The organism is Sulfitobacter sp. G5_S2_6_S6, from assembly GCF_054968505.1.
In genome coordinates, this window is record NZ_JBQKUI010000003.1 from 384377 (window position 1) to 405564 (window position 21188).

20 protein-coding genes and 1 tRNA gene are annotated in these 21188 nt (G+C 62.2%); 10 read left to right on the forward strand and 11 right to left on the reverse strand.

Annotated features, from left to right (window positions below; genetic code table 11):
* Positions 1-33: 33 nt before the first annotated feature.
* The 5 genes from ACTRWK_RS08155 to trpA all read right to left on the reverse strand — a co-directional run bounded on the left by ACTRWK_RS08155 (position 34) and on the right by trpA (position 4878).
* Complete coding sequence (locus ACTRWK_RS08155; RefSeq protein WP_289081417.1) at positions 34-1068, reverse strand: DUF2332 domain-containing protein; 1035 nt, start codon at positions 1066-1068, stop codon at positions 34-36.
* Positions 1065-1796, reverse strand: a complete 732-nt coding sequence (gene pth / locus ACTRWK_RS08160; RefSeq protein ID WP_289081416.1) for an aminoacyl-tRNA hydrolase — start codon at positions 1794-1796, stop codon at positions 1065-1067. Before pth ends, ACTRWK_RS08155 begins: the two co-directional genes overlap by 4 nt.
* Positions 1797-1948: 152 nt before the next feature.
* Positions 1949-2596, reverse strand: coding sequence for a 50S ribosomal protein L25/general stress protein Ctc (locus tag ACTRWK_RS08165; protein ID WP_005851594.1), 648 nt, complete (start codon positions 2594-2596; stop codon positions 1949-1951).
* A 226-nt stretch (positions 2597-2822) separates the two neighbouring features.
* Positions 2823-3989: an alpha-hydroxy acid oxidase gene (locus ACTRWK_RS08170; RefSeq protein WP_009826077.1), complete on the reverse strand. Its 1167-nt coding sequence runs from the start codon at positions 3987-3989 to the stop codon at positions 2823-2825.
* A gap of 97 nt (positions 3990-4086) precedes the next feature.
* A complete protein-coding gene (gene trpA, locus ACTRWK_RS08175; protein WP_037943294.1) occupies positions 4087-4878 on the reverse strand; it encodes a tryptophan synthase subunit alpha in 792 nt (263 codons plus the stop codon).
* Between the two features lie 177 nt (positions 4879-5055).
* Here trpA and ACTRWK_RS08180 point away from each other — a divergent pair, with 177 nt between their 5' ends.
* The 4 genes from ACTRWK_RS08180 to ACTRWK_RS08195 all read left to right on the forward strand — a co-directional run bounded on the left by ACTRWK_RS08180 (position 5056) and on the right by ACTRWK_RS08195 (position 7637).
* Positions 5056-5247, forward strand: a complete 192-nt coding sequence (locus ACTRWK_RS08180) for a hypothetical protein (protein ID WP_005851599.1) — start codon at positions 5056-5058, stop codon at positions 5245-5247.
* 59 nt (positions 5248-5306) lie between these two features.
* Positions 5307-6404 (forward strand): redox-regulated ATPase YchF, encoded by a 1098-nt coding sequence (gene ychF, locus ACTRWK_RS08185; RefSeq protein ID WP_005851601.1) that lies wholly within the window; start codon positions 5307-5309, stop codon positions 6402-6404.
* Positions 6405-6658: 254 nt separating this feature from the next.
* Positions 6659-6748 (forward strand) — tRNA-Ser (locus ACTRWK_RS08190).
* A 181-nt stretch (positions 6749-6929) separates the two neighbouring features.
* Positions 6930-7637, forward strand: a complete 708-nt coding sequence (locus ACTRWK_RS08195; RefSeq protein WP_289081415.1) for an SDR family oxidoreductase — start codon at positions 6930-6932, stop codon at positions 7635-7637.
* 108 nt (positions 7638-7745) lie between these two features.
* On the opposite strand, the gene ACTRWK_RS08200 is transcribed toward ACTRWK_RS08195, so the two are convergent.
* Positions 7746-8582, reverse strand: coding sequence for an NAD-dependent epimerase/dehydratase family protein (locus tag ACTRWK_RS08200; protein ID WP_064216193.1), 837 nt, complete (start codon positions 8580-8582; stop codon positions 7746-7748).
* A 102-nt stretch (positions 8583-8684) separates the two neighbouring features.
* On the reverse strand, positions 8685-9887 hold the full coding sequence (locus ACTRWK_RS08205; RefSeq protein ID WP_005851607.1) for an NAD(P)/FAD-dependent oxidoreductase: 1203 nt from the start codon (positions 9885-9887) through the stop codon (positions 8685-8687).
* Between the two features lie 305 nt (positions 9888-10192).
* Here ACTRWK_RS08205 and ACTRWK_RS08210 point away from each other — a divergent pair, with 305 nt between their 5' ends.
* The 4 genes from ACTRWK_RS08210 (at position 10193) to ACTRWK_RS08225 (ending at position 12715) form a co-directional block, all read left to right on the forward strand.
* Positions 10193-10735 (forward strand): sigma-70 family RNA polymerase sigma factor, encoded by a 543-nt coding sequence (locus ACTRWK_RS08210; protein ID WP_005851609.1) that lies wholly within the window; start codon positions 10193-10195, stop codon positions 10733-10735.
* Positions 10732-11427 (forward strand): anti-sigma factor, encoded by a 696-nt coding sequence (locus ACTRWK_RS08215; RefSeq protein WP_289081414.1) that lies wholly within the window; start codon positions 10732-10734, stop codon positions 11425-11427. The genes ACTRWK_RS08210 and ACTRWK_RS08215 overlap by 4 nt, the downstream gene beginning before the upstream one ends.
* A gap of 404 nt (positions 11428-11831) precedes the next feature.
* Entirely contained in the window at positions 11832-12326 is a 495-nt protein-coding gene (msrB, locus tag ACTRWK_RS08220) for a peptide-methionine (R)-S-oxide reductase MsrB (RefSeq protein ID WP_243251253.1), read from the forward strand.
* The gene (locus ACTRWK_RS08225) at positions 12326-12715 is read left to right on the forward strand and encodes a DoxX family protein (RefSeq protein WP_289081413.1); all 390 of its coding nucleotides are present in this window, start codon (positions 12326-12328) and stop codon (positions 12713-12715) included. Before msrB ends, ACTRWK_RS08225 begins: the two co-directional genes overlap by 1 nt.
* On the opposite strand, the gene hrpB is transcribed toward ACTRWK_RS08225, so the two are convergent.
* The gene (gene hrpB / locus ACTRWK_RS08230) at positions 12689-15103 is read right to left on the reverse strand and encodes an ATP-dependent helicase HrpB (RefSeq protein ID WP_289081412.1); all 2415 of its coding nucleotides are present in this window, start codon (positions 15101-15103) and stop codon (positions 12689-12691) included. The two genes, ACTRWK_RS08225 and hrpB, sit on opposite strands and share 27 nt — an antisense overlap.
* A gap of 109 nt (positions 15104-15212) precedes the next feature.
* Between hrpB and meaB the strand changes: the two genes are divergently transcribed.
* Positions 15213-16184 (forward strand): methylmalonyl Co-A mutase-associated GTPase MeaB, encoded by a 972-nt coding sequence (meaB, locus tag ACTRWK_RS08235; RefSeq protein ID WP_005851619.1) that lies wholly within the window; start codon positions 15213-15215, stop codon positions 16182-16184.
* On the opposite strand, the gene ACTRWK_RS08240 is transcribed toward meaB, so the two are convergent.
* From ACTRWK_RS08240 to fsa, 3 genes are all read right to left on the reverse strand, one after another.
* Positions 16181-17128, reverse strand: a complete 948-nt coding sequence (locus ACTRWK_RS08240; protein ID WP_289080574.1) for a tyrosine recombinase XerC — start codon at positions 17126-17128, stop codon at positions 16181-16183. The two genes, meaB and ACTRWK_RS08240, sit on opposite strands and share 4 nt — an antisense overlap.
* Positions 17125-17832 (reverse strand): DUF484 family protein, encoded by a 708-nt coding sequence (locus ACTRWK_RS08245; RefSeq protein ID WP_005851624.1) that lies wholly within the window; start codon positions 17830-17832, stop codon positions 17125-17127. The genes ACTRWK_RS08240 and ACTRWK_RS08245 overlap by 4 nt, the downstream gene beginning before the upstream one ends.
* A gap of 248 nt (positions 17833-18080) precedes the next feature.
* Entirely contained in the window at positions 18081-18734 is a 654-nt protein-coding gene (gene fsa, locus ACTRWK_RS08250) for a fructose-6-phosphate aldolase (RefSeq protein ID WP_009826101.1), read from the reverse strand.
* A 118-nt stretch (positions 18735-18852) separates the two neighbouring features.
* Here fsa and ACTRWK_RS08255 point away from each other — a divergent pair, with 118 nt between their 5' ends.
* Positions 18853-21048 (forward strand): primosomal protein N', encoded by a 2196-nt coding sequence (locus ACTRWK_RS08255; RefSeq protein ID WP_462843873.1) that lies wholly within the window; start codon positions 18853-18855, stop codon positions 21046-21048.
* Positions 21049-21188 lie beyond the last annotated feature (140 nt).

Below are 21188 nucleotides of genomic sequence, written 5' to 3' on the forward strand. Positions count from 1 at the left end.
CGAAGGCTGCGGTGGTGCCAGATAAACTTGGCGTCAGCCGGTGTAGGTCCAATCGATCCAACGACCGTGGAAATCGACCCGCGCCAAGGGCAGGGTGATGTCACCGGGCCAGAGCCTGAGCGTCAGCGCGGCCCCCTTGAGGCCGGATCCGTCCTGCTCCATCGACAGCCATGCCAGCGGGCGGTTGCGCGTGGCGCGTTTTCCAGCAGCCTCGATCAACGCTTGGCCACGGGCCTGCGCCTCTTTGGGAAAATACTGCCACGCGACGGTGTGCTGGATCAGGTGCAGACACCCTTCGGGGGATTGGGGCAGGGTGCGCGCCAGCCAGTCAATCGCATCGCCGCGTTGCACCTGCGCCGTCATGACAGAGGCCGCGGTCCGCGTCAGTGTCAGGCGTTCGGGTTGGTCCGCCCAGATATAGGACATCAGCCGCAACAGGTGGTCGGGCCGCGTCGGGTCCAGCGGGTTCAGATCAACGCCGCGACGTTTTTCGACCTGCGGGTTGATCGCCGGTGGCAGTTTGCCGGTCCAGTCAGGCGACATCAGGATCGTGGACATGTTCGACCCGAAGCGATGCCCCTCGATCTCGAGCACGAAGTGGTCCCACATCAGGTTGAGCCCACCGCTGGCCCCGAGTTCGGACAGGCGGATCGGCAGATTGAAATGCTGCGCCGCGACGCGGGCCCCGGCGATCAACGCGGCAGAGCGGCGGACCTCGTTCGTTTGCGGCGCGCTGTCGGTCCAATCAAGCAAGAAGGCTTCATGCGTGGTGATCGCGTCGCGCACGGCCTCTGACAGGGCTTGGTCGCTCGCCTTGTGCGGGGGGTAAACGGCCATCAGCGCAGGCGCTTTGCGTTTCAACACCAGCGCATGCAGCCCGCCCGCGATGCGCAGGGGAAGGGACGCGCCCGACGGGCCGATATCCCCTTTGAGCGCCGCAAATTTACGGCCAAGGGCTGTGTCGGCGGGCCAGTCCCGCGCCAGCACGCCCATCAACTGCCCCATGAAGGGAGACCCAAGTGCGATGCAATGCCCGGCTTGCTCTTCAAAGGCTTCTCGCAGTGTCACTTGAACCGGTCCAACAGTTTTTGCATGGCGCTGCGGTCGTCGGTCTGGGGGGCAGGCTCTGCCTTGGGCTGCGTTGGGGCCGGCTGCGCGGGCTTTGGCGCAGGGGCTTGAGCTTTGGCCGCAGTGCCCGCGGGTTTCTTGGTGCCCGTGCCGGATCGTGGCGGGGCAACACGCAAGGCCACGGCGTTCATGAACTTGGCCGTATCGCCGCGCGCCAGGTCCGCAGCACCGTCGCTGATCCCGCGCAATACGTCGTCCAGCCATTCCTGCTCTGCCTTAGCAAAGTCGCGCAGGACATAGCCCGGTACGGCGTCCTTATGCCCCGGATGGCCTACGCCAAGGCGCACACGGTCATAGTCGGGACCGATATGCGCATGGATCGACCGCAAGCCATTGTGCCCCGCATGCCCGCCGCCGGTCTTGCATTTCACCTTGCCGGGGGCGAGGTCGATTTCGTCGTGCAAAACGATCACGTCCGCCGGTTCAAGCTTGTGGAACCGCATGGCCGATTGCACCGACTGACCAGAGTTGTTCATGAATGTCTCGGGCTTGAGCAAGACCACGCGGTCCGCGCCAAAACGCCCTTCGACCGTTAGCCCGTTGTGCTTGGTCTTCCATCCGGCAAAGCCGTGGTCCTGCGCGATGCGGTCCAGCGCCATAAAGCCGATGTTATGCCGGTTGCCCGCGTATTTGGCACCCGGATTGCCAAGCCCTACGATCAGTTTCATGCGGACCCCTTCAAGTGGATAAAAACGTTTGTTTGGCCAAGGATAGCAGACCGTGGGGCCAAACGAAATAACGCCCCAACGAAAAACGGGGCCGCCCATGGCGACCCCGTCTCGACCCATCCGCGCCCGCAGGCGCGACGGATATATCAGTATCAGTCTTCTTTGACTTCTGTTGCGGGCACTTCGTCTGCTGCAACATCTTCGTCTTCATCATCGTCCTGGCTGGCCAGACCGGAAGGCGCGGAAATCTGCGCGATCACGAAGTCACGGTCGATGACCGGCTTGGTGCCGTTTGGCAGCTTCACGCTCGAGATGGTGAGGCTGTCACCGATTTCCAGTTCGGAAACGTCGATTGTGATGTGATCAGGGATATCGCCTGCGGTCACAACCAGTTCAACTTCGGGACGTACCAGCGTCAGAACGCCACCTTTTTTCAGGCCGGGGCTGACTTCTTCGCCTTCGACTTCAACCTGGATGAAGAGGTTGATTTTGGTGGTGCGCTTCAAACGCATCAGGTCGACGTGCGTTGGCAGGTCTTTAACAACGTGACGCTGAACGTCGCGGCAGATGACGCGGACGTCTTCTTGGCCTTCAACCTTGAGGTTGAACAGGGTCGCCTTGAAGCGGCCTGCGCGCAGTTTGGTCAGCAGCTTGTTAAAGTCCAGGTTGATCGGCAGCGGATCAAGGTCACCACCGAAAACGATACCAGGAACCATGCCATCGCGGCGTGCCTGACGAGCGGCGCCCTTGCCTGTCCCCGTGCGTTCGAAAGCTTCAAGATCAGGAATCTCTCCAGCCATTGTAATCTCCAATATGTTTAGGGCGGACATCCTCCAAGGCTGTATGTCCGCGTGAAGCCGCGCGTATAGACGGGTTTGGGCGTTTGGGAAAGACTAAAACGCCGCTTTTGCGCAAGTTGGCCTTGGTTTGCGACCTATGCGGGGCGGGGCAGGGGCTGCGCGCAGGGTTTTCGCCCGCCCTGACATATCAGCCAAGGCGGGCGTATCATGCGAAGAAGGCGCGGCCTCAGGGCTGCCAGTCGCCTTCAAAACCTTTTGGAATAAGCAGGTTATGCTTGCCCAAACCCGCAACAGAGGTTTCACCGCAAAGCGCCATGGACAGGTCGAGCTCCTTGTGGATGACCTCCAGCGCCGAGGTAACCCCCGCCTGACCCATCGCGCCAAGCCCGTAGATGAAGGCGCGCCCGATATAGGTGCCTTTGGCCCCCATCGCCATCGCCTTGAGCACGTCCTGACCGGACCTGATTCCACTGTCCAGATGGACTTCGATCTGGTCGCCCACGGCCTCCAGGATTGACGGCAGCGCCCGGATAGAGCTGATCGCCCCGTCCAGCTGGCGCCCGCCGTGGTTGCTGACGATGATCGCATCCGCCCCGACTTTCAGCGCCATCCGCGCATCGTCGGCGTCAAGAATACCCTTGAGGATGACCTTGCCGCCCCATTGCTCTTTCAGCTTGGCGATCTTGCCCCAATCGAGGGTGGGGTCGAATTGCTCTGCCGTCCATGCGCCGAGGTTGGCTGTGTCGTCGACGCCGTGCACATGGCCCACGATATTGCCAAAGCTGCGCCGCTTGGCCCCCATCATGCCGATGCCCCAGCTCCATTTGGTTGCCAGATTGGCGAGCGTTTTGGCGGTCAGCTTGGGCGGGGCAGAGAGGCCGTTCTTCAGATCCTTGTGGCGCTGGCCAAGGATTTGCAGATCAAGCGTGATGACAAGGGCTGAGCATTTGGCATCCTTGGCGCGCTGGATCAGCCGCGCGACATAGTCTTCGTCGCGCATGGTATAAAGCTGGAACCAGAAGGGTTTCGTCGTCGCCTCTGCCACATCCTCGATCGAATTGATGGACATGGTCGACAGGGTGAAGGGCACGCCAAAGGCTTCGGCGGCGCGGGCGGCTTTGATCTCTCCGTCGGCGTGCTGCATGCCGGTTAGCCCGACTGGGGCCAGTGCCACAGGCATCGCCACATCCTGCCCGATCATCTGCGTCTTGGTGCTGCGCCCGCTCATATCCACGGCGACGCGCTGACGCAGGCGGATCTGTTCAAAATCGGTCGTGTTCTCGCGAAAGGTCTGCTCTGTCCAGCTGCCCGATTCCGCGTAGTCATAGAACATCCGCGGCACGCGGCGTTCATGCAGGCGCTTGAGGTCGTCGATGGTGGTGATCACGGGCATGGTGGCAAGTTCCTATGTATTGGTCAGATGATCTAACCAATACGGCCCGTTGAAATCAATTGCTTTACGCCACGACATCGGGCGTCGGGCGGGGCGCTCAGGCCCGATGCGCACCATCCGACAGGGTTTTGACAAAGCTCAGCACGTCTTCGACAGGCAGCCCATCCGCGATTTTCGACACGATGGCAGAGCCGACAACAACCCCATCAGCAACGCTTGCAATGGCTTCGGCCTTGGCGGGGGTGTTCACACCGAACCCGACAATGACGGGCAGGCCGCTGGCCTTCTGGATGCGCTCAACCTCGGGGGCGACATCGCCCGCATCCGCTTCGGCAGAGCCGGTGATGCCGGTAATCGACACGTAATACACAAAGCCCGAGGTGTTCTGCACAACCCGCGGTAGACGTTTGTCATCAGTCGTAGGGGTCGCAAGGCGGATAAAGTTCATACCGGCAGCTTGCGCGGGCAGGCACAGTTCGGCGTCTTCTTCCGGTGGCAGGTCCACGACGATCAGCCCGTCCACGCCGGCCTTCTTGGCCGCCTCTAGGAAGTTATTCACGCCTTTGGAATAGATCGGGTTGTAATAGCCCATCAGCACGATCGGGGTCGTGTTATCTTGTTCGCGGAACGCCGCGGCAAGCGCCAGCGTCTTGTCCAGCGTCATCCCGCCTTCAAGCGCGCGCTGTCCCGCCAGCTGAATGGCAGAGCCATCGGCCATCGGATCGGTAAACGGCAGCCCCAGTTCGATAATATCGACGCCCGCGCCAGGCAGGCCGCGCACCACCTCGAGCGACGTGTCAAAGTCGGGATCGCCTGCCATCACATAGGCGACAAAGGCTTTCTTGCCTTGGGATTTGAGGTCAGCGAATTTGGCGTCGATACGTGTCATGAGGGCGGCCTTTTTACGTTACCCTGCTGCAATGCCGAATATATCACGGGAAATCAATCCAACTCCGCCGGTGGGCTTGGGCGATTTTCCGAAAAACAGGTGCCAAGGGCGTTGGATTTATGCAGGTGTGCATAACATAGTCCTTTAAATCCCGCCGCCGGTGCCTACATTTATCGCATGAATTATGTACTCGCCCTGCTGTTGCCGCCGCTTTCCATCCTGCTGACAGGACGGATCTTCACGGCGATTATCGTCTTCCTGATCTGGATTCCGGCCGTGATCTTTTCGGGCGGGTTGACCCATCCGATGTTCATCGTGCTCGCATGGATCCTGATTTACCAGACGCACGAGGACCGACGCCTGCGCTAAGACTTGCGCAAAGGCGGCCAAATCCCTAGGACAACGCCAACTTATAAAGGATGCTTGTCATGGGCTTTAAGATGGGAATCGTGGGTCTGCCGAATGTCGGCAAGTCGACCCTCTTCAACGCGCTGACCAAAACAGCGGCAGCGCAGGCGGCCAATTTTCCGTTCTGCACAATCGAACCGAACGTCGGTGAAGTCGCGGTGCCGGATTCGCGCCTTGATAAACTCGCCGCGATTGCGGGCTCCAAGCAGATCATCCCGACGCGGATGACCTTTGTGGATATCGCAGGCTTGGTCAAAGGCGCGTCCAAAGGGGAAGGCCTCGGCAACCAGTTCCTGGCCAATATCCGCGAGACGGACGCGATCGCCCATGTGCTGCGCTGCTTCGAAGACGGCGATGTGACCCACGTCGAAGGGCGCGTGGACCCCGTGGCCGACGCCGAGACCATCGATACAGAACTGATGCTTGCCGATCTGGAAAGCATCGAAAAACGCCGCGCCGGTCTGGTCCGCAAGATCAAGGGCAACGATAAAGACGCAGCGCAGCAGGACCGCCTGTTGGCCGCCGCGCAAGAAGCCATCGAAAACGGCAAACCCGCGCGCACCGTCGAGGTTGACGCGGATGATGCAAAAGCCTGGCGCATGCTGCAATTGCTGACGACCAAGCCGGTGCTTTATGTCTGCAACGTCGGTGAGTCCGAAGCGGCCGAGGGCAATGCCCTTTCTGCCAAAGTCGCGGAAATGGCCGCGGCGCAGGGCAATAGCCATGTCGTGATCTCTGCCCAGATCGAGGAAGAAATCAGCCAGCTGGAGCCCGAAGAGGCCAGTATGTTTCTGGACGAGATGGGGCTAGAGGAAGCCGGGCTTGATCGGTTGATCCGCGCGGGCTACGAGCTGCTGCACCTTGAGACATACTTCACCGTCGGCCCGAAAGAGGCCCGCGCCTGGACGATCAAGGCTGGCACCTCTGCGCCGAAAGCCGCAGGCGTGATCCACGGTGATTTTGAAAAAGGCTTCATCCGCGCCGAAACCATCGCCTATGACGATTTCGTGGCCTTGGGCGGTGAAGGCCCCGCCAAGGAAGCCGGCAAGATGCGCGCCGAGGGCAAAAGCTACACCGTCAAAGACGGCGACGTGCTGCACTTCCTGTTCAACACCTGATCCAATCCGGCGGGCCGCTTTCCAGGCGGCCCGCCGATCTGGCGCGCGAGCGGCCCCTCCCGCTGCCATCGCGCCACTTCTCTGCCCGCCTCCCCCCTCGGCCCACGGATGCCCCCGGCCCGCGCCGCGCGCATAGCGCCGCAAGCAGTATCCCGCCCCCGATATCCTCCGCTATCCCCGCGATCCCGACATTCCCGGTATTTTCTGAGATTACCGCTTGTGCCCCATGCGTTTTCTTGGATATACGCGTCGACGGAGACGTGGCCGAGTGGTCGAAGGCGCTCCCCTGCTAAGGGAGTAGGCCCGGAAGGGTCTCGAGGGTTCGAATCCCTTCGTCTCCGCCATACACCTCGACATTTTCTACATACTTGATCAGGTGTTGCGCGGCCCGAGATGGGGCGCGACGTTGCGCTTGGCTTTCCCCTCCGACAGTTTCGCCGCCACCCGCCTTTTGCAAACCTTGCGCCCATGCTTTCGCGAGGAAAGGAGGTGGGGTAGAGGGGGTGTAATACTCAGGAGCGGATCATGGAATTAAAGAACAAGCGTATTATCGTCACTGGTGGCAGTGATGGTATCGGGCGGCATATTTGCCTTAAACTCGCGGCAGTAGGGACGCGTCTGGCCATTCTGGGGCGCGATGCTGACCGGCTGGCTGGGGTAGAGGCTGAATGTATCGCCGCTGGAGCCAGCGAAGCGATCGGCATTCCTTGTGATATCCAGAACCCGGATGCGATCAGCGGGGCGGTGGAGCAGGTGACAGCCGCCTTTGGCGGGCTGGATATTCTGATCAACAATGCGGGCATCTGGCACAAAACCGGTCCGCTGGATGAGATCCCGCCGCAGCTTTTGCAGGCGACCGTGCAGACCAACCTGACGGGCTTGATGCAGATCACGCAAGCCGCAATTCCGGCGCTGCGGGCGAATGACGAGGGGATCATTCTGAATGTCGTTTCCAAGTCCGGCGTCGTCGCGCAGGCCGGGCAATCTGTCTATACCGCCACGAAATACGGGGTGCGTGGCTTTACCGAGGTGCTGAAAGCGGACGAGGAAAACACCGGCGTGCGCGTGGGCGGAGTTTACCAGTCGGGGACGAACACGGGGATGTTCTCGAAGGCGGGGGAGGATGTGCCCAACCATATCTTTACCGAGCCCGACGATCTGGCTGATGTGGTGGTCTTTGTGCTCTCGCGGCCGCCAAAACTGTGGATCCACGATATCCGCATCGAATTGTGAGCCGCGGGCGCACCTGTCGCGCCGGCTGGCAAGGCGGGTGCCATTCCAAACATCGCGTCACGTGAAACATGGGGGGCGGGGGTGAAGCCCCGCCCCGCCCTCAAGGCATCAGGTGGTTTTCTTGTCGTTGACGATGTTCATCGACGCCACGCCGCTTTCGCCGAGGTCGACCGCGGCAAAGGGGCCACCGTGGTGCATCTGGCCGGGGTCTTTCAGATCGACCGGTGGTGCTTCGGCAAGGATCTTCTCGGCGAACTGCTCTGCGTTGTCTTTCGGGCGATAGCCGAGGAAGGACGCTTTGGCATTGTCCACCGGCGCGCGGTCGTTATTGGACACGCCGTAGACCACGCTGAAGCCGACCGATGGCGTATCGATGGCGCGGGTGACCAGCTGGATCAGATCGTCATAGGACAGCCACGATCCCAAGGCGCGGGTGTTGTTGACCTGCGCGCAGCTGAGGATGCGCAGGCACACGGCCTCTAGCCCGCGTTTGTCCCAATACATGGACGCAAGGTCTTCGCTAAAGCATTTGGCGAGGCCGTAGAATGTATCGGGCTTGTGGGGCGCGTCGATGCCGATGAAGTCGGACTTCTTGTGCATGCCCACAGCGTGGATGGACGAAGCATAAACGACCCGTTGAAGCCCGTGCTGATAGGCGGCTTCCCACACGTTGTAAGATCCGACGAAATTCGGGCCCAGCAGTTCTTCGAAGGGTTTTTCGTCGACGATGGCACCGAAGTGGACAACCATATCGGCACCCTCCAGCAGCGGCGCGATCTGGTCATAGACGGCGACATCGGCCTTGGCGTAGCTTTCGCCTTCATAGAGCTTGCCGATGTCATCGACGATGTCGGTGCTGACCAGTTCTTGGCACATTTTGGACAGGGGTTCACGCAGGTAGGACCCAAGCCGCCCTGCGGCCCCCGTCAGAACCAGTTTCTTCATCATGTCGTTTTCCTTCCACTATCGTTTTGCGAGGCCAAGCAAAGCTGCGCGCCCGCACAAAGGGGTGTTGCCTGGCATGGGTATGTCATCGGGGCAGGGGGATCAAATCACCGCCTTTTCAATCAACGATTGGTTTTCCTCGATCCGGCGGTAGGCGTAGGGGCTTAGGTCCAACGTGCGATATGCACCGTAAGCGATCCACTCGGCGATGCCACGGCCAAGGGCGGGTGCCTGTTGCAGCCCGTGACCGGAAAACCCGTTCAGGCACAGAAAATTCTCGACCACACTGTGCGGCCCGACAATCGCGTTCTGGTCCAGCGTGTTGTAATCGTAGTGCCCGACCCATTCGTTGATCACCTTGACCTGATCGAACTGCGGGACGCGGGTGGCGATGGCGGGCCACACCTTGTCCTCCCACAGGCTGTGGTCAAAGGCAAAGTCGTCATAGGCGACCGCAGGATCTTCGCGCGGGGGGCAGCCCGCCATGTAGTATTTCCCTTCGGTCCTGAAATGCACGCCGGACGGGTCGATTGTCAGCGGCAGATCGCGGTCCAGCGGTTTCGCGGCATCGAACACAAAGGTATAGCGTTTGCGCGGCTCGACCGGGAGGGTGATGCCGGCCATGCCCGCCGTCGCGGCCGCCCGCGGGCCAGAGGCGTTGACCACCGTCCCGCAGGCCACCGTTGCGCCGGATTTCAGCGTGACATGGGTGACGGATGTGCCATCGGCGGCTTTGGTCATCGCGGTCACTTCGTCGTGCAGGTATTCCACTCCGTTGCGGCGAGCCATGCGTTTGAACCAGTCAAACATGGTGCCGCCGTCGAAATAGCCTTCATCCACACGGTTGTGGTTGGCGGCAATGATGTCATCAAGCTGATAGAACGGGTAAGCGGCAGCGACCTCGGCGGCGGTCATGTGTTGCGTGCCCGCCCCCAGTGCCACCTGTATCTGCTGGTTCTGTTGCAGCGTCTGCGCAAACTCGGGCGTGTCCGCGAGGTAGAGATAGCCAAAGCTTTGCAGCGCGAGATGCGGCACTTCTGGATCATCGCCCATAAACCGGCGGAAGTTCTTGATAAACTCGGCCCCGAACTGCGACACCTTCACGTTGATGGCCGAGCTGAACTGCTGGCGGATGCAACTGTTGGTATGGCTGGTGGCGGCGTATTCATAGGTGGGGTCACGTTCGACCACCAGAACCTTGCCGTCAAAACCGGCCATCTGGGTCAGCCACCATGCGACCGACGATCCAAAGATCGCGCCACCGATAATGACAACGTCATAGGTGCTGTGATTGGGCTGCGGCATCGCGATACTCCTTCCACATATGGGCCACATAGGGGCCTGACAGACGGGATGCCGTGCAGCGGTGTACAACAGGGCAGCCCTGCCACGACTAAACGCGCAACACCGGCCCCCGTCCATAGCTTGTGAACGCGGGGGGCCATTTCCGCGCCCGCTTGCCGCCCGATATATTACCCATTGGCCAACGCGATGCGCCTGGGTTACACAAAACCGTCCAATGACAACGCTTTGCTGGACAAATGTAGTGAGTGCCGTAGGTTTCGGTGTAACGCTGGAAACCCGTTCAGGTGGAGAAAAGGCCCGTGCAAATGGACCGACAAGAAATCGAAAACTTGATTGCCCGTGTCGCGTTGAAAGACCGCGCGGCGTTTGACCAGCTCTATGATCGTGTTTCTGCGAAACTTTTCGGGGTTTGTCTGCGTGTGTTGAACAAACGCGCCGCAGCAGAGGACGCCATGCAAGACAGTTTCGTCAAAATCTGGAACAATGCCGATAAGTATAATGCCAATGGCCTGAGCCCGATGACGTGGCTGATCACCATTGCGCGAAATACCTCTATCGACCGTCTGCGGGCCCGCAAAAAAGGCCATCAGGACGTGAATACGCCCGGTTTTGAACTTGTCTCCCCCGGTCCCACGCCCGAACAATACGCCGTTGCCTCGTCAGAGGCGTCGCGCCTGTCGGGCTGTCTTGATACGCTGGAAGAAGACCGTGGCAAAGCCATTCGGGGTGCCTATCTGGATGGCGAGACCTATTCCGATCTGGCTGAACGCTTCGGCGTGCCGCTGAATACGATGCGAACCTGGCTGCGCCGTGGCCTGATCGCCCTGCGGGAGTGTATGAGCCAATGACCCAAACGCCCGAAACACCCCATGATGATGATCTTCTGGCCGCCGAAATGGTGCTAGGCCTGTCGTCTGACGACGATATGATCGCAGCGCGTCGCCGTGTCGCGACTGAACGTGATTTTGCTGATCGCGTTGTGTTCTGGCAGGAACGCCTGACGGCCATGACCGACGGGATCGACCCCGTCTCGCCGCCCGCGCGCGTGAAGAAAAAGCTGATGGCGCAGGTCTTCCCCAAGCAGCGGGTTTCGATCCTGCAACGTTTGTGGCTCTGGCAGGGGATGGCGATGGCATCGCTGCTGTTTGCGGGCTACCTTGGCGTGCAACTGCTTGAGATCAACACACGTCCGGGCGGCGATCAACCGACCGTTCTGGCCGCACAGCTGGTCAGCGACACCAGCCCGTTGCAAGTGTTGGCCGTGGTCGAACCGATCAAGCACGAGATCGCGCTGCGCCGCGTTTCGGGCGCCGCGAACGAGGGGCGTGTGCTAGAACTTTGGGCGATCCTGCCCGATCAGGCTCCGGTTTCCTTGGGCGTTCTGCCCGACAGCGAGACGGCGCGGATTCTTGTTCCGGCAGAGCTGCGCAGCCAGGCGGCGCAGATCACGCTGGCGATTTCGGATGAACCTATCGGCGGCTCGCCCACGGGGGCACCTACGGGCGATGTCCTGGCCGCAGGGGCTATGTCTGAACTGTAATCCGGGTTTTATCGGGATCGCTGACTATTCAAACAAAGACTTCGTCCGCTTTCATGTGGGCGAAGTCGTTGTTTCTTAACGGTATTTGAGAAAGTTTAATAAAAACTTCGGTTTTTTGCGTTTTCGGTGAAACTTCTCGTTTTCTACTTCCGTGTATCTCCACAACTCAGGCCGACACTGGTTGCAAGCCCATGCCGCTGAGGGACCGTGCCGTGTTTTTGGCGCGGTTTGGTAACGAGTTTGTTGGCGTGGAACCATGCATTCCGCCAACGGGTTTATCCAGTATCGGCACCTCGCGTGCCTTGTAACGAGTACCGCCGGATGTCAGCGCCACGCGCGACGTCCGGCGGCCCTTTCAACAGACATCCAATCTATCCGCAGTACCGCAACCTTAAGGGGGCATTATGAAACGCCGGAATTTCCTGAAATGCACAACGATGACGATGGCGGCCTTGCCGTTTGGCGTAGGCGCGGCGGCGCAGGCCGGAACCGTGGCACAGGGCGACTTTGAAGTCAGCCGCACCCCTGCCGAATGGCGCGCGCAACTGGGCGATGACGCATATGCCGTCCTGCGCGAAGGGGATACCGAACGCGCATTTACCAGCCCGCTAAACGATGAGGTCCGCAAAGGCGTGTTCCATTGCAAGGGTTGTGATCAGGCGCTTTATAGCTCCGAGACCAAGTTCAAAAGCGGCACCGGCTGGCCAAGCTTCTTCGCCCCGCTGGACGATGCTGTCGAAACCATGCCGGACAAGGGTTTCTTTACCACGCGGACCGAGGTGCATTGCGACCGCTGCGGCGGCCATCTGGGCCATGTGTTCGATGATGGTCCTGCACCCACGGGCAAACGCCACTGTATTAACGGGTTGGCGATGACCTTTAAGCCCGCCGCCGCCTGATGCAGCGGGTTGAGAGGATTGCGATTTACACGGGCCGCCTGCTTTTGGCGGCCCTTTTCGTCGCGGGATTTGTGCAAAAGCTCGTGGACCCTGCAGCGGCGCAGGGTTTGCTGTCGGATCGCGGATTGCCCGTGTTCCTCGTCTGGCCCGCGATGCTGTTCAACGGGGTGGCGGCGATGAGCCTCATCTTCGGTCTCTGGCTCGCCCCGATGAGCGCAACACTCGCGCTTTATTGCATGGCAACGAGCATCTTCCACTTCATCCCTGATGACCCGTGGCAGATGTCGATCTTTGTCAAGAACTGGGCGATTGCGGGCGGATTACTGGTACTCGCAGGGCACGCTGCGCAACACCGTCGGGGCTCAGGTGCCGCGGGGTTTGGCCCGTAGCGTCGGATCGGCCTGCGTCGGGTCTTCGGGCCAAGGGTGGCGCGGATAGCGGGCGCGCATGTCCTTGCGCACATCGGCATAGGATCCGGCCCAGAACCCCGGCAGATCGGTGGTCACCTGCACGGGTCGCTGCGCGGGGGACAGCAGCGTGATCTGCAAGGGCTGCCCTGCGATCATGGGGTGACGGGTGGTGCCAAAGACCTCTTGCAGACGCAGGGCGATCTGGGGCTGCGTTTCGCTATAATCAATTGCGATCTTGCGCCCCAGCGGCGTGGTGAAATGCGCAGGCGCGGCACGATCAAGCGCTTGCTGGTCGTCCCAGCTCAGCCGCGCGGTCAGGGCAGGCAGCAGGTCAAACGCCTTCCAGTCGGCGGTGCTGCGGACACCTGTCAGATGACCGGGCAACCAATCCTCCAAGGTCTCAAGCAGGTGATCCTCGTTGAAATCGGGGAAATCATCGCCCATCAGCCGCGCCCGCGCCAGAAACAGCGCCGCCGCTTTGCCGGGCATCAGACCCAGCTGCCGCACCCCGTCGAGCATGGCCTGCGCGATGTCTTCCGCAGGGGCGTCGGACCACGCCCTGTCGTCCAGCACCAATGCGCCAAAACGTTCCTGCTGCCGCGCCAGCACGCGGCCCTCGCGGCGGGACCAGACGCAGAGTTTATGCCATCCGATTTGATCCGCGAAGCTTTCACGCAGATCGCTGTCGGACAGGCGCGCGGCTTGGCGAATGCGTGCTTCTCGCGGGTCGCCGTCAAGATCGGTCGCCACCAGCAAACGTTCCCCCGCCAGCGGATCACTCTCGGGCAGGATCGCGCCTTTGCCGCCCGACATAACGTATCGCGGGGCGTCGCCCTTGCGCCGCAGTGCCACCCTGTCGGGGTAGGCAAGTGCCGCCAGCACCCCCAGCGTATCGGGGCCGTCACCGGTTTGCCCTCTGGCCAGCCGTTTGGCGTCTTGCTTGATGCGTGAAAGGGCAGCGTGGTTGACCTCGGCCGGGACGCGCTTGCCCGCGACCGCATCAAGCCGCAGCGCCAGATCGACAGAGCCGCCGCGCAAGGGGTCACGCTCCGACAGGATCGCGGCCAGCGTCGGGGCGCTGCGCCCGCCTTTGGCGACCATATGCGCCAGACGGGGATGCAGCGGCATCTTCGCCAAGCTGCGGCCATGCTCTGTGATCCGACCCGTCGCATCCAGCGCCCCCAGCATGTGCAGCACGGCCTGTGCTTCGGCCAGACGGCCTGCATGGGGCGGGGTCACGAACTTAAGGTCATCGGCCTGCGCCCCCCAGACTGCCAGCTCTAACGCGAAGGCGCATAGATCGCCGGCCTCGATCTCGGCGGGGGGGTAGGCGGCCAGCGCGCCTTCCTCGCCGCGGGTCCAGAGTTTGAACGCAGTGCCTTCCGACACACGCCCGGCACGGCCCGCGCGCTGCGTCGCTTCGGCGCGGGTTACGCGGTCGGTGATCAGCCGCGACATACCCGAGGACGGATCGAACTGCGCCCGTCGCGCGCGGCCCCCGTCCACCACGATCTGCACCCCTTCGATGGTCAGCGAGGTTTCCGCGATAGAAGTCGCGAGCACGACCTTGCGGCCTGTTTTGGCCGGTGCAATCGCAGCGCGCTGCGCTTTGAAGTCCATCGCTCCGAACAGCGGGGCGAGCGTGCAATCGGCGGGCAGCCGTCCCGCCAGCGCGCTTTCGACCCGTCGGATTTCACCTTCGCCGGGCAGGAACACCAGCGCCGATCCGGGGGCGGTATCCAGCGCGTGTAACACCAGATCAGCGACTGCCTGCTCGAACCGTTGTTTGCCTACGGGCCGGTCCAGCCAATGGGGTGTCACCGGAAAGCTGCGCCCTTCGGAGGTGACCACCGGTGCCTGCATCAGTGCGGCGACGGGGGCGGCGTCCAGCGTGGCGGACATGGCGACGATCAACAGGTCATCGCGCAGCGCTTCGGCCACCTCCAGGCAAAGCGCGAGGCCCAGATCCGCGTTCAGGGATCTTTCGTGGAATTCGTCAAAGATCACCGCGCCGACACCGGGCAGGTCGGGGTCGTCTTGCAGCATGCGGGTCAGAATGCCCTCGGTCACGACCTCGATACGGGTGGATTTGCTGACGGCGCTGGCACCGCGGACGCGAAAGCCCACGGTTTGCCCCGGTTCTTCGCCCAAGGTCGCAGCCATGCGTTCGGCAGCTGCACGCGCGGCAAGGCGGCGCGGTTCCAGCATGAGGATGCGGCCGTTGGTCAGCCCCGCGTCCAACATCGCCAGCGGCACGCGTGTGGTCTTGCCTGCACCGGGGGGCGCTTGCAGCACAACACGGCCCTGGTCGCGCAGCGCGCTGATCACCTGCGGCATCACGTCATCAATGGGAAGGGTAAAAGCCATACGCGTGGTTATGGGCGAAACCCGGCGCGGGGCCAAGACCCGGCCTGCGGTCTGGACATTTGCGCCGCCGGGATCGAAACATGGGCCAAAGGCGTGAGGGGCAGAACCTATGAACATCGACGATCTGGCAAAGGGTATCGCAGCAGGGGAGCGCCGCGCGCTGGCGCGGGGGATCACTTTGATCGAATCCGGTCGCGAGGATCACCGTGCGCAGGCGACAGAGCTGCTTGCCGCGCTGCCCAAGGGGCGCGAGGCGCTGCGGATCGGGTTGTCGGGGACGCCGGGTGTGGGGAAATCCACCTTTATCGAAAGCTTCGGCATGATGCTGATCGGGCGCGGGCTCAAGGTCGCGGTGCTGGCGATTGATCCGTCCTCTTCGCGTTCGGGCGGGTCGATCTTGGGGGATAAGACGCGGATGGACCTCTTGTCGCGCGAACGCGATGCTTTCATCCGCCCGTCGCCCAGCCAGACGCATCTGGGCGGCGTAGCCCGCCGCACCCGCGAGGCGGTGACCCTGTGCGAGGCCGCAGGTTTTGACGTGGTGCTGATCGAAACGGTCGGCGTCGGCCAGTCAGAGACGGTAGTGGCAGAGATGTCCGATGTTTTCATGCTGTTGCTAGCCCCCGCGGGCGGGGACGAGCTGCAAGGCGTCAAGCGCGGCATTATGGAGATGGCGGATATCATCGTGATCAACAAAGCCGATGGGGATCTGAAACCCGCCGCGTCGCGGACCTGTGCCGATTACGCCGGTGCCCTGCGGTTGCTGCGCAAACGGCCGCAAGACCCCAAGGGGTTTCCCAAGGCGATGATGGTGTCAGCGCTGGAGGAAAACGGGCTGGACGAGGCATGGGCAGAGGTAGAAGCGCTGACCGAATGGCGCCGCGCCGAAGGGTTCTGGCAACATGCCCGTGCCGCACAAGCCCGCTATTGGTTTGAACAGGCGGTGAAGCAGGCGTTGCTTGCGCAGTTGGAAAAGCCCAAGGCAAAGGCGGCGTTGACCGAGCTTAGCGATCGTGTGGCACAGGGGCTGGCGGACCCCACCAAAGCCGCGCAGGATTTCGTCACCCAGCTGGACCGTTAACTGCCGCCGCCCGCCTTGGGGTGGGCGCGGTTATAGACATCCATCAGACGCGCGGTATCGACAGCCGTATAGGCCTGCGTGGTCGAGAGCGAGGCATGGCCCAAAAGCTCTTGGATCGCACGCAGATCGCCCCCCGCATCCAGCAGATGCGTGGCAAAGCTGTGGCGCAGTGCGTGGGGTGTGGCGCTGGCAGGCAGGCCAAGCTGCATCCGTGCATCCGCCATCACCTGCGATATCGCCCGCGCTGCCAAAGGCCCACCGCGCATTGCGCGAAACAGCGGCGCATCCCGTTCCTTCCCAAAGGGGCAGACGCGCAGATAGGCATCCACGGCATCGCGCGCCGCAGGGAGCACGGGCACCACCCGTTCCTTACCGCCCTTGCCGATGATGCGCAGCACCTCGGGCAGGGGCGCGTCGGCCCCCTTGAGGCCAAGCGCTTCGGATATCCGCAGCCCGCACCCCCACAGCAGGGTCAGGACCGCCACATCCCGCGCGGCCACCCAGGCGTGACGCGACTGCATTTCCACGCTGTCGATCATCGCCTGAGCGGCATCAATCGCCAAGGGGCGGGGCAGCTTTTTGGGAAATTTCGGCGATCTGGTCGACAGCACCGCGGTAGGCTCGAACCCCTCGCGCTCTGCCAGCCAGCGATAGAACGCCTTGACCGCCGACAGCTTGCGCGCCATCGACCGTGGCCCGACATCCCCGCTGCGGGTCTGCGCCATCCAGGCGCGCATGTCCGAGATGGTGATCTTTGACAGCGCGCCCAAGCCTTGGCTGTCGCCCTTGTGCAGCGTCATGAACGCAAGGAAATCGACCAGATCCCCCTGATAGGCGGTAAGCGTGTTCTCGGCAGCCCCTTTCAGGGCGCGTTGATGATCCAGCCAGCTTTGCAGGGCGTCCCGCGCGGCGGGGCTGATCAAAAGCGCGTTTGCCCCGCTCAAGACAGCCAGCGGCGCATCGTCCGCTCGAACACGCCAGCGAAGAAGCCCAGCAGATCGGTGCCCTGTTGCGGGCTGAACATATGCGGGTCTTCGGAGCCAAGGATCAGCAGGCCCGGCAACCGGCCCGCGCCAAAGTTCAGTTTCAGGCAGGCTTCCGACCGGATCCAATCCGCCGCGCCGCCGTAGATATGTTCGGGGCTGTGCTGCACACCGCGCAGGGTCACCTGACGCACCGTGCCGCCGCGCCCGTGCGACAGGTAGTCGTCAATAAACCCCGGTTCGGCGACGTTCAGCACATCGCCCAAGCGTTTGATCGCGGGATCATCGTCATTCTCGGCAGATTCCAGCACCAGCCGCACAGCGTCGACCCGCAGGATGTCGGCAACCTCGCCCCCGAGATCCTTGAGGAAGGGTTCGAAGTCCACAGGGTCAAGCATGCGCAGGATCGCGCGGTGGATCTGGTTGGTCCCCGCAAGGTTTTCATAGGCCGCGGCGATGACGTTGCGGTGCGTGTCCTCAAGCCGGTCCAGACGGGTTTCCAGCCGGTCCATGGCGATGCCGCGCAGATCGACAATATTGCCCCCCATCGCGCGTTCATTCGCGGCGATCAGGGCCTGCATCACGTCGTTGTCGTCAAGGATGACGTCGGGCTGTGAAATAATCGCTTCCCGAAGGGAATCTTCGATCTTGTGGTTACTGCTCATGCGGGTCTCTTTTTATATTTGGCACTGACATAGCATGCGCGTCAGGCTAAATCTGCTTTTTTCTTTTTGCGTATGGCTGGTTTTTCGGCGTCAAACCGCCCGCTCGCCGCGCACTGACGGGGCAGAGGCAGGGCGAAGCTGCTGCGGTTTTCTGCGAGGACATGGGCCAACTACGGGCACATGCAGATCGTGGTGGGCACGCGCAGCCTGTGACGCGCGTGGCCCTTTGTCGTCGCCGTAAGACGGGATCAGAGGATGTTCTGACCTGTCTTTGCCCAATCGGCCATGAAGGTCTCGAGCCCCTTGTCGGTCAGCGGGTGCGCGGCCAGCTTCTTGATCACTTCTGGCGGGGCGGTCATCACATCGGCACCGATACGCGCAGCGTCCAGCACGTGGTTCACGGTACGGATCGACGCGGCGAGGATTTCAGTCTCGAACCCGTAGTTGTCATAGATCGTGCGGATGTCCTGGATCAGGTCCATACCGTCAAGGTTGATGTCATCCAGACGCCCGATGAATGGCGAGATGAAGGTGGCACCGGCCTTAGCCGCGATCAATGCCTGGTTCGCCGAGAAGCAGAGCGTGACGTTAACCATCTTGCCCTCGTCCGACAGCACCTTACAGGCTTTCAGACCGTCCCATGTCAGGGGCAGCTTCACGGTGATGTTTTCCGCGATCTCGGCCAGTTTGCGGCCTTCGGCGATCATGTCGTCCGCTTTGGTCGCGACAACTTCGGCAGAGACAGGGCCGTCGACCAGATCACAGATCTCTTTCGTGACTTCCAGAATGTTGCGGCCGGATTTCAGGATCAGCGACGGGTTTGTTGTCACCCCGTCTACCATGCCCAGATCGTTCAGCTCGGCGATGGCATCGATTTCGGCGGTATCTACGAAGAATTTCATGTTACGTCCTTCAGGTTGGAATAGGCAGCAGGAATGGCTATGTCTGTCGCCTAGGGCTTTAGCGCATCATCCGCCAAGCTGGAACCCTAATTCCCGTAACCCCGTTCCGGAGCGATTGGTGAAACCGCCAGAATTTTTTCATGCAAATGAGCTGGTGGCCGTGATGACCACCCAGCCGCTGGGCCGTGCGCTGGATTACAAAGCGCCCGAAGGTGGCTGCCATATGGGGGCCTTCGTCGAAGTGCCTTTGGGTCCGCGCAAGGTGATCGGTGTCGTCTGGGGCGCTGGGCAGGGGGATTACGAGCTGTCCAAGATACGGTCGGTGATCCGCGTGCTCGATGCGGCCCCCATGCGCAAAGAACTGCGCAGTTTTCTGACCCGTGCCGCCGCATATACGCTGACGCCGATGCCCGCGATGCTGCGGCTGGCGACGCGTGCGCCGGGGCTGGGCGACCCGCCGTCGATGCGCAAGATTTACCGACGCGGCGAGGGGGAGCCTGACCGGATGACCGACGCGCGCCGTCGCGTGTTGGAAACTCTGGCGGAGTATGGCGACCTTTCGTTCACGCTCAAGGAACTGGCCGAGATGTCGGGGGTGACGGCGTCGGTGATCAAGGGGCTGGTGACCCAGGGCGCAGTGCTGGAACAGGACAGCCCGCGCGATTTGCCGTTCATGCGCATGGACCCCAGCTTGCCCAGCAAAGAATTGACGGATGATCAGGCCTCGGCCTCGGCGCTGCTGGCGGCGGGGGTGGCCTCGGGCACATACGGCACCACCTTGCTGCGGGGCGTGACCGGATCGGGCAAGACCGAAGTCTATCTGGAGGCCGTCGCCGCTGCGCTGAAATCCGGCAGGCAGGCTTTGGTGCTGCTGCCAGAAATCGCGCTGACCGAACAGTTCTTGCACCGTGTGCAGGCGCGGTTTGGCGCAAAGCCTGCGGAATGGCATTCGGGTGCCACGATGACAGAGCGGCGTCGCATCTGGAAAATGGTCGGGCAGGGACAGGCTCAGGTGGTGATCGGTGCGCGGTCGGCGCTGTTTTTGCCGTTCCAGAACCTTGGTCTGATCGTCGTCGACGAGGAACATGACACCTCGTACAAGCAGGAAGAAGGCGTGCTGTATAACGCCCGTGACATGGCCGTGCTGCGGGCGTCGATTTGCGGGGCGCAGGTGGTTCTGGCCTCCGCGACACCGTCGTTGGAAAGCTGGGCCAACGCCGAGGCGGGCAAATATACGCGGGTCGAGCTGACATCGCGCTTTGGGCCGGCGGTGATGCCGACGATGGGCGCGATCGACATGCGCAGCGAAGGCCTGCCGAGCGATAAATGGGTGTCACCCACGTTGAAGGTCGAGGTCGACAAGCGGCTGGAACGGGGCGAGCAGGCGATGCTGTTCATCAACCGCCGCGGCTATGCGCCGGTGACCCTATGCCGCGCCTGCGGGCATCAGATCGGCTGCGATCATTGCGATGCGCGGATGGTCGAACACCGCTACCTCAAACGGCTGGTCTGCCACCAATGCGGCGAAAGCAAGCCCATGCCTGAGGTCTGCCCCTCGTGCGAGGTCGAAGGCAAGCTGGCCGCCGTAGGGCCGGGGGTGGAACGTCTGGGCGAAGAAGCCGCCGCCCTTTGGCCCGAGGCGCGGGTCGCGACGCTAAGCTCGGACATGTACGGTTCGGCCCGCGCGCTCAAGGCCGAGATCGCGGGGATCGCTGATGGGGCGGCGGATATCATCATCGGCACGCAGCTGGTTGCGAAGGGGCACAATTTTCCCAACCTCACACTGGTGGGGGTCATTGACGCGGACTTGGGGCTGATGGGATCGGACCTGCGCGCGGCAGAACGAACCTATCAGTTGATGCGGCAGGTGGCGGGGCGCGCCGGACGGGCCGAGGCTCCGGGCACCGCGCTGTTGCAGACCTTTCAGCCGGATCACCCGGTGATCCGCGCCATTCTGGCAGGGGATGAGGAAGGGTTCTGGAAAGCCGAAGCCGGAGAGCGCCGCCACGCCGGCGTGCCGCCCTATGGCCGGATGGCGGGCATCATCCTGAGCGGCCCCGATGTGGCCGCGCTGTTTGATGCGGGCAACCAGCTGGCGCGACAGGATGCGCCGCTGCGGGCCGTGGGCGCGCAGGTCTATGGGCCCGCGCCCGCGCCAATCGCACGGGTGCGCGGGCGGCATCGCGTGCGGCTGCTGGTCAAGGCCGAAAAGGCCGCCCCCTTGCAAGAGGCATTGGCGAAATGGGTCGCACAGCTGCGGTTGAAGAATGATGTGCGCATCGCCGTCGATATCGACCCGCAGAGTTTTTATTAGCGGTGAGACGCGCTTGCCCCTGCGGGGCAAGGGCCTTCGGCGAGGATTTCGGGCCATTTGGAAGCTGCGGTTGCGCGGAGCATGCGCGTGAGGCGGGTGATTTGATCTCGTCAAGGGGCGGGAACGGGGGTAAGGAATTG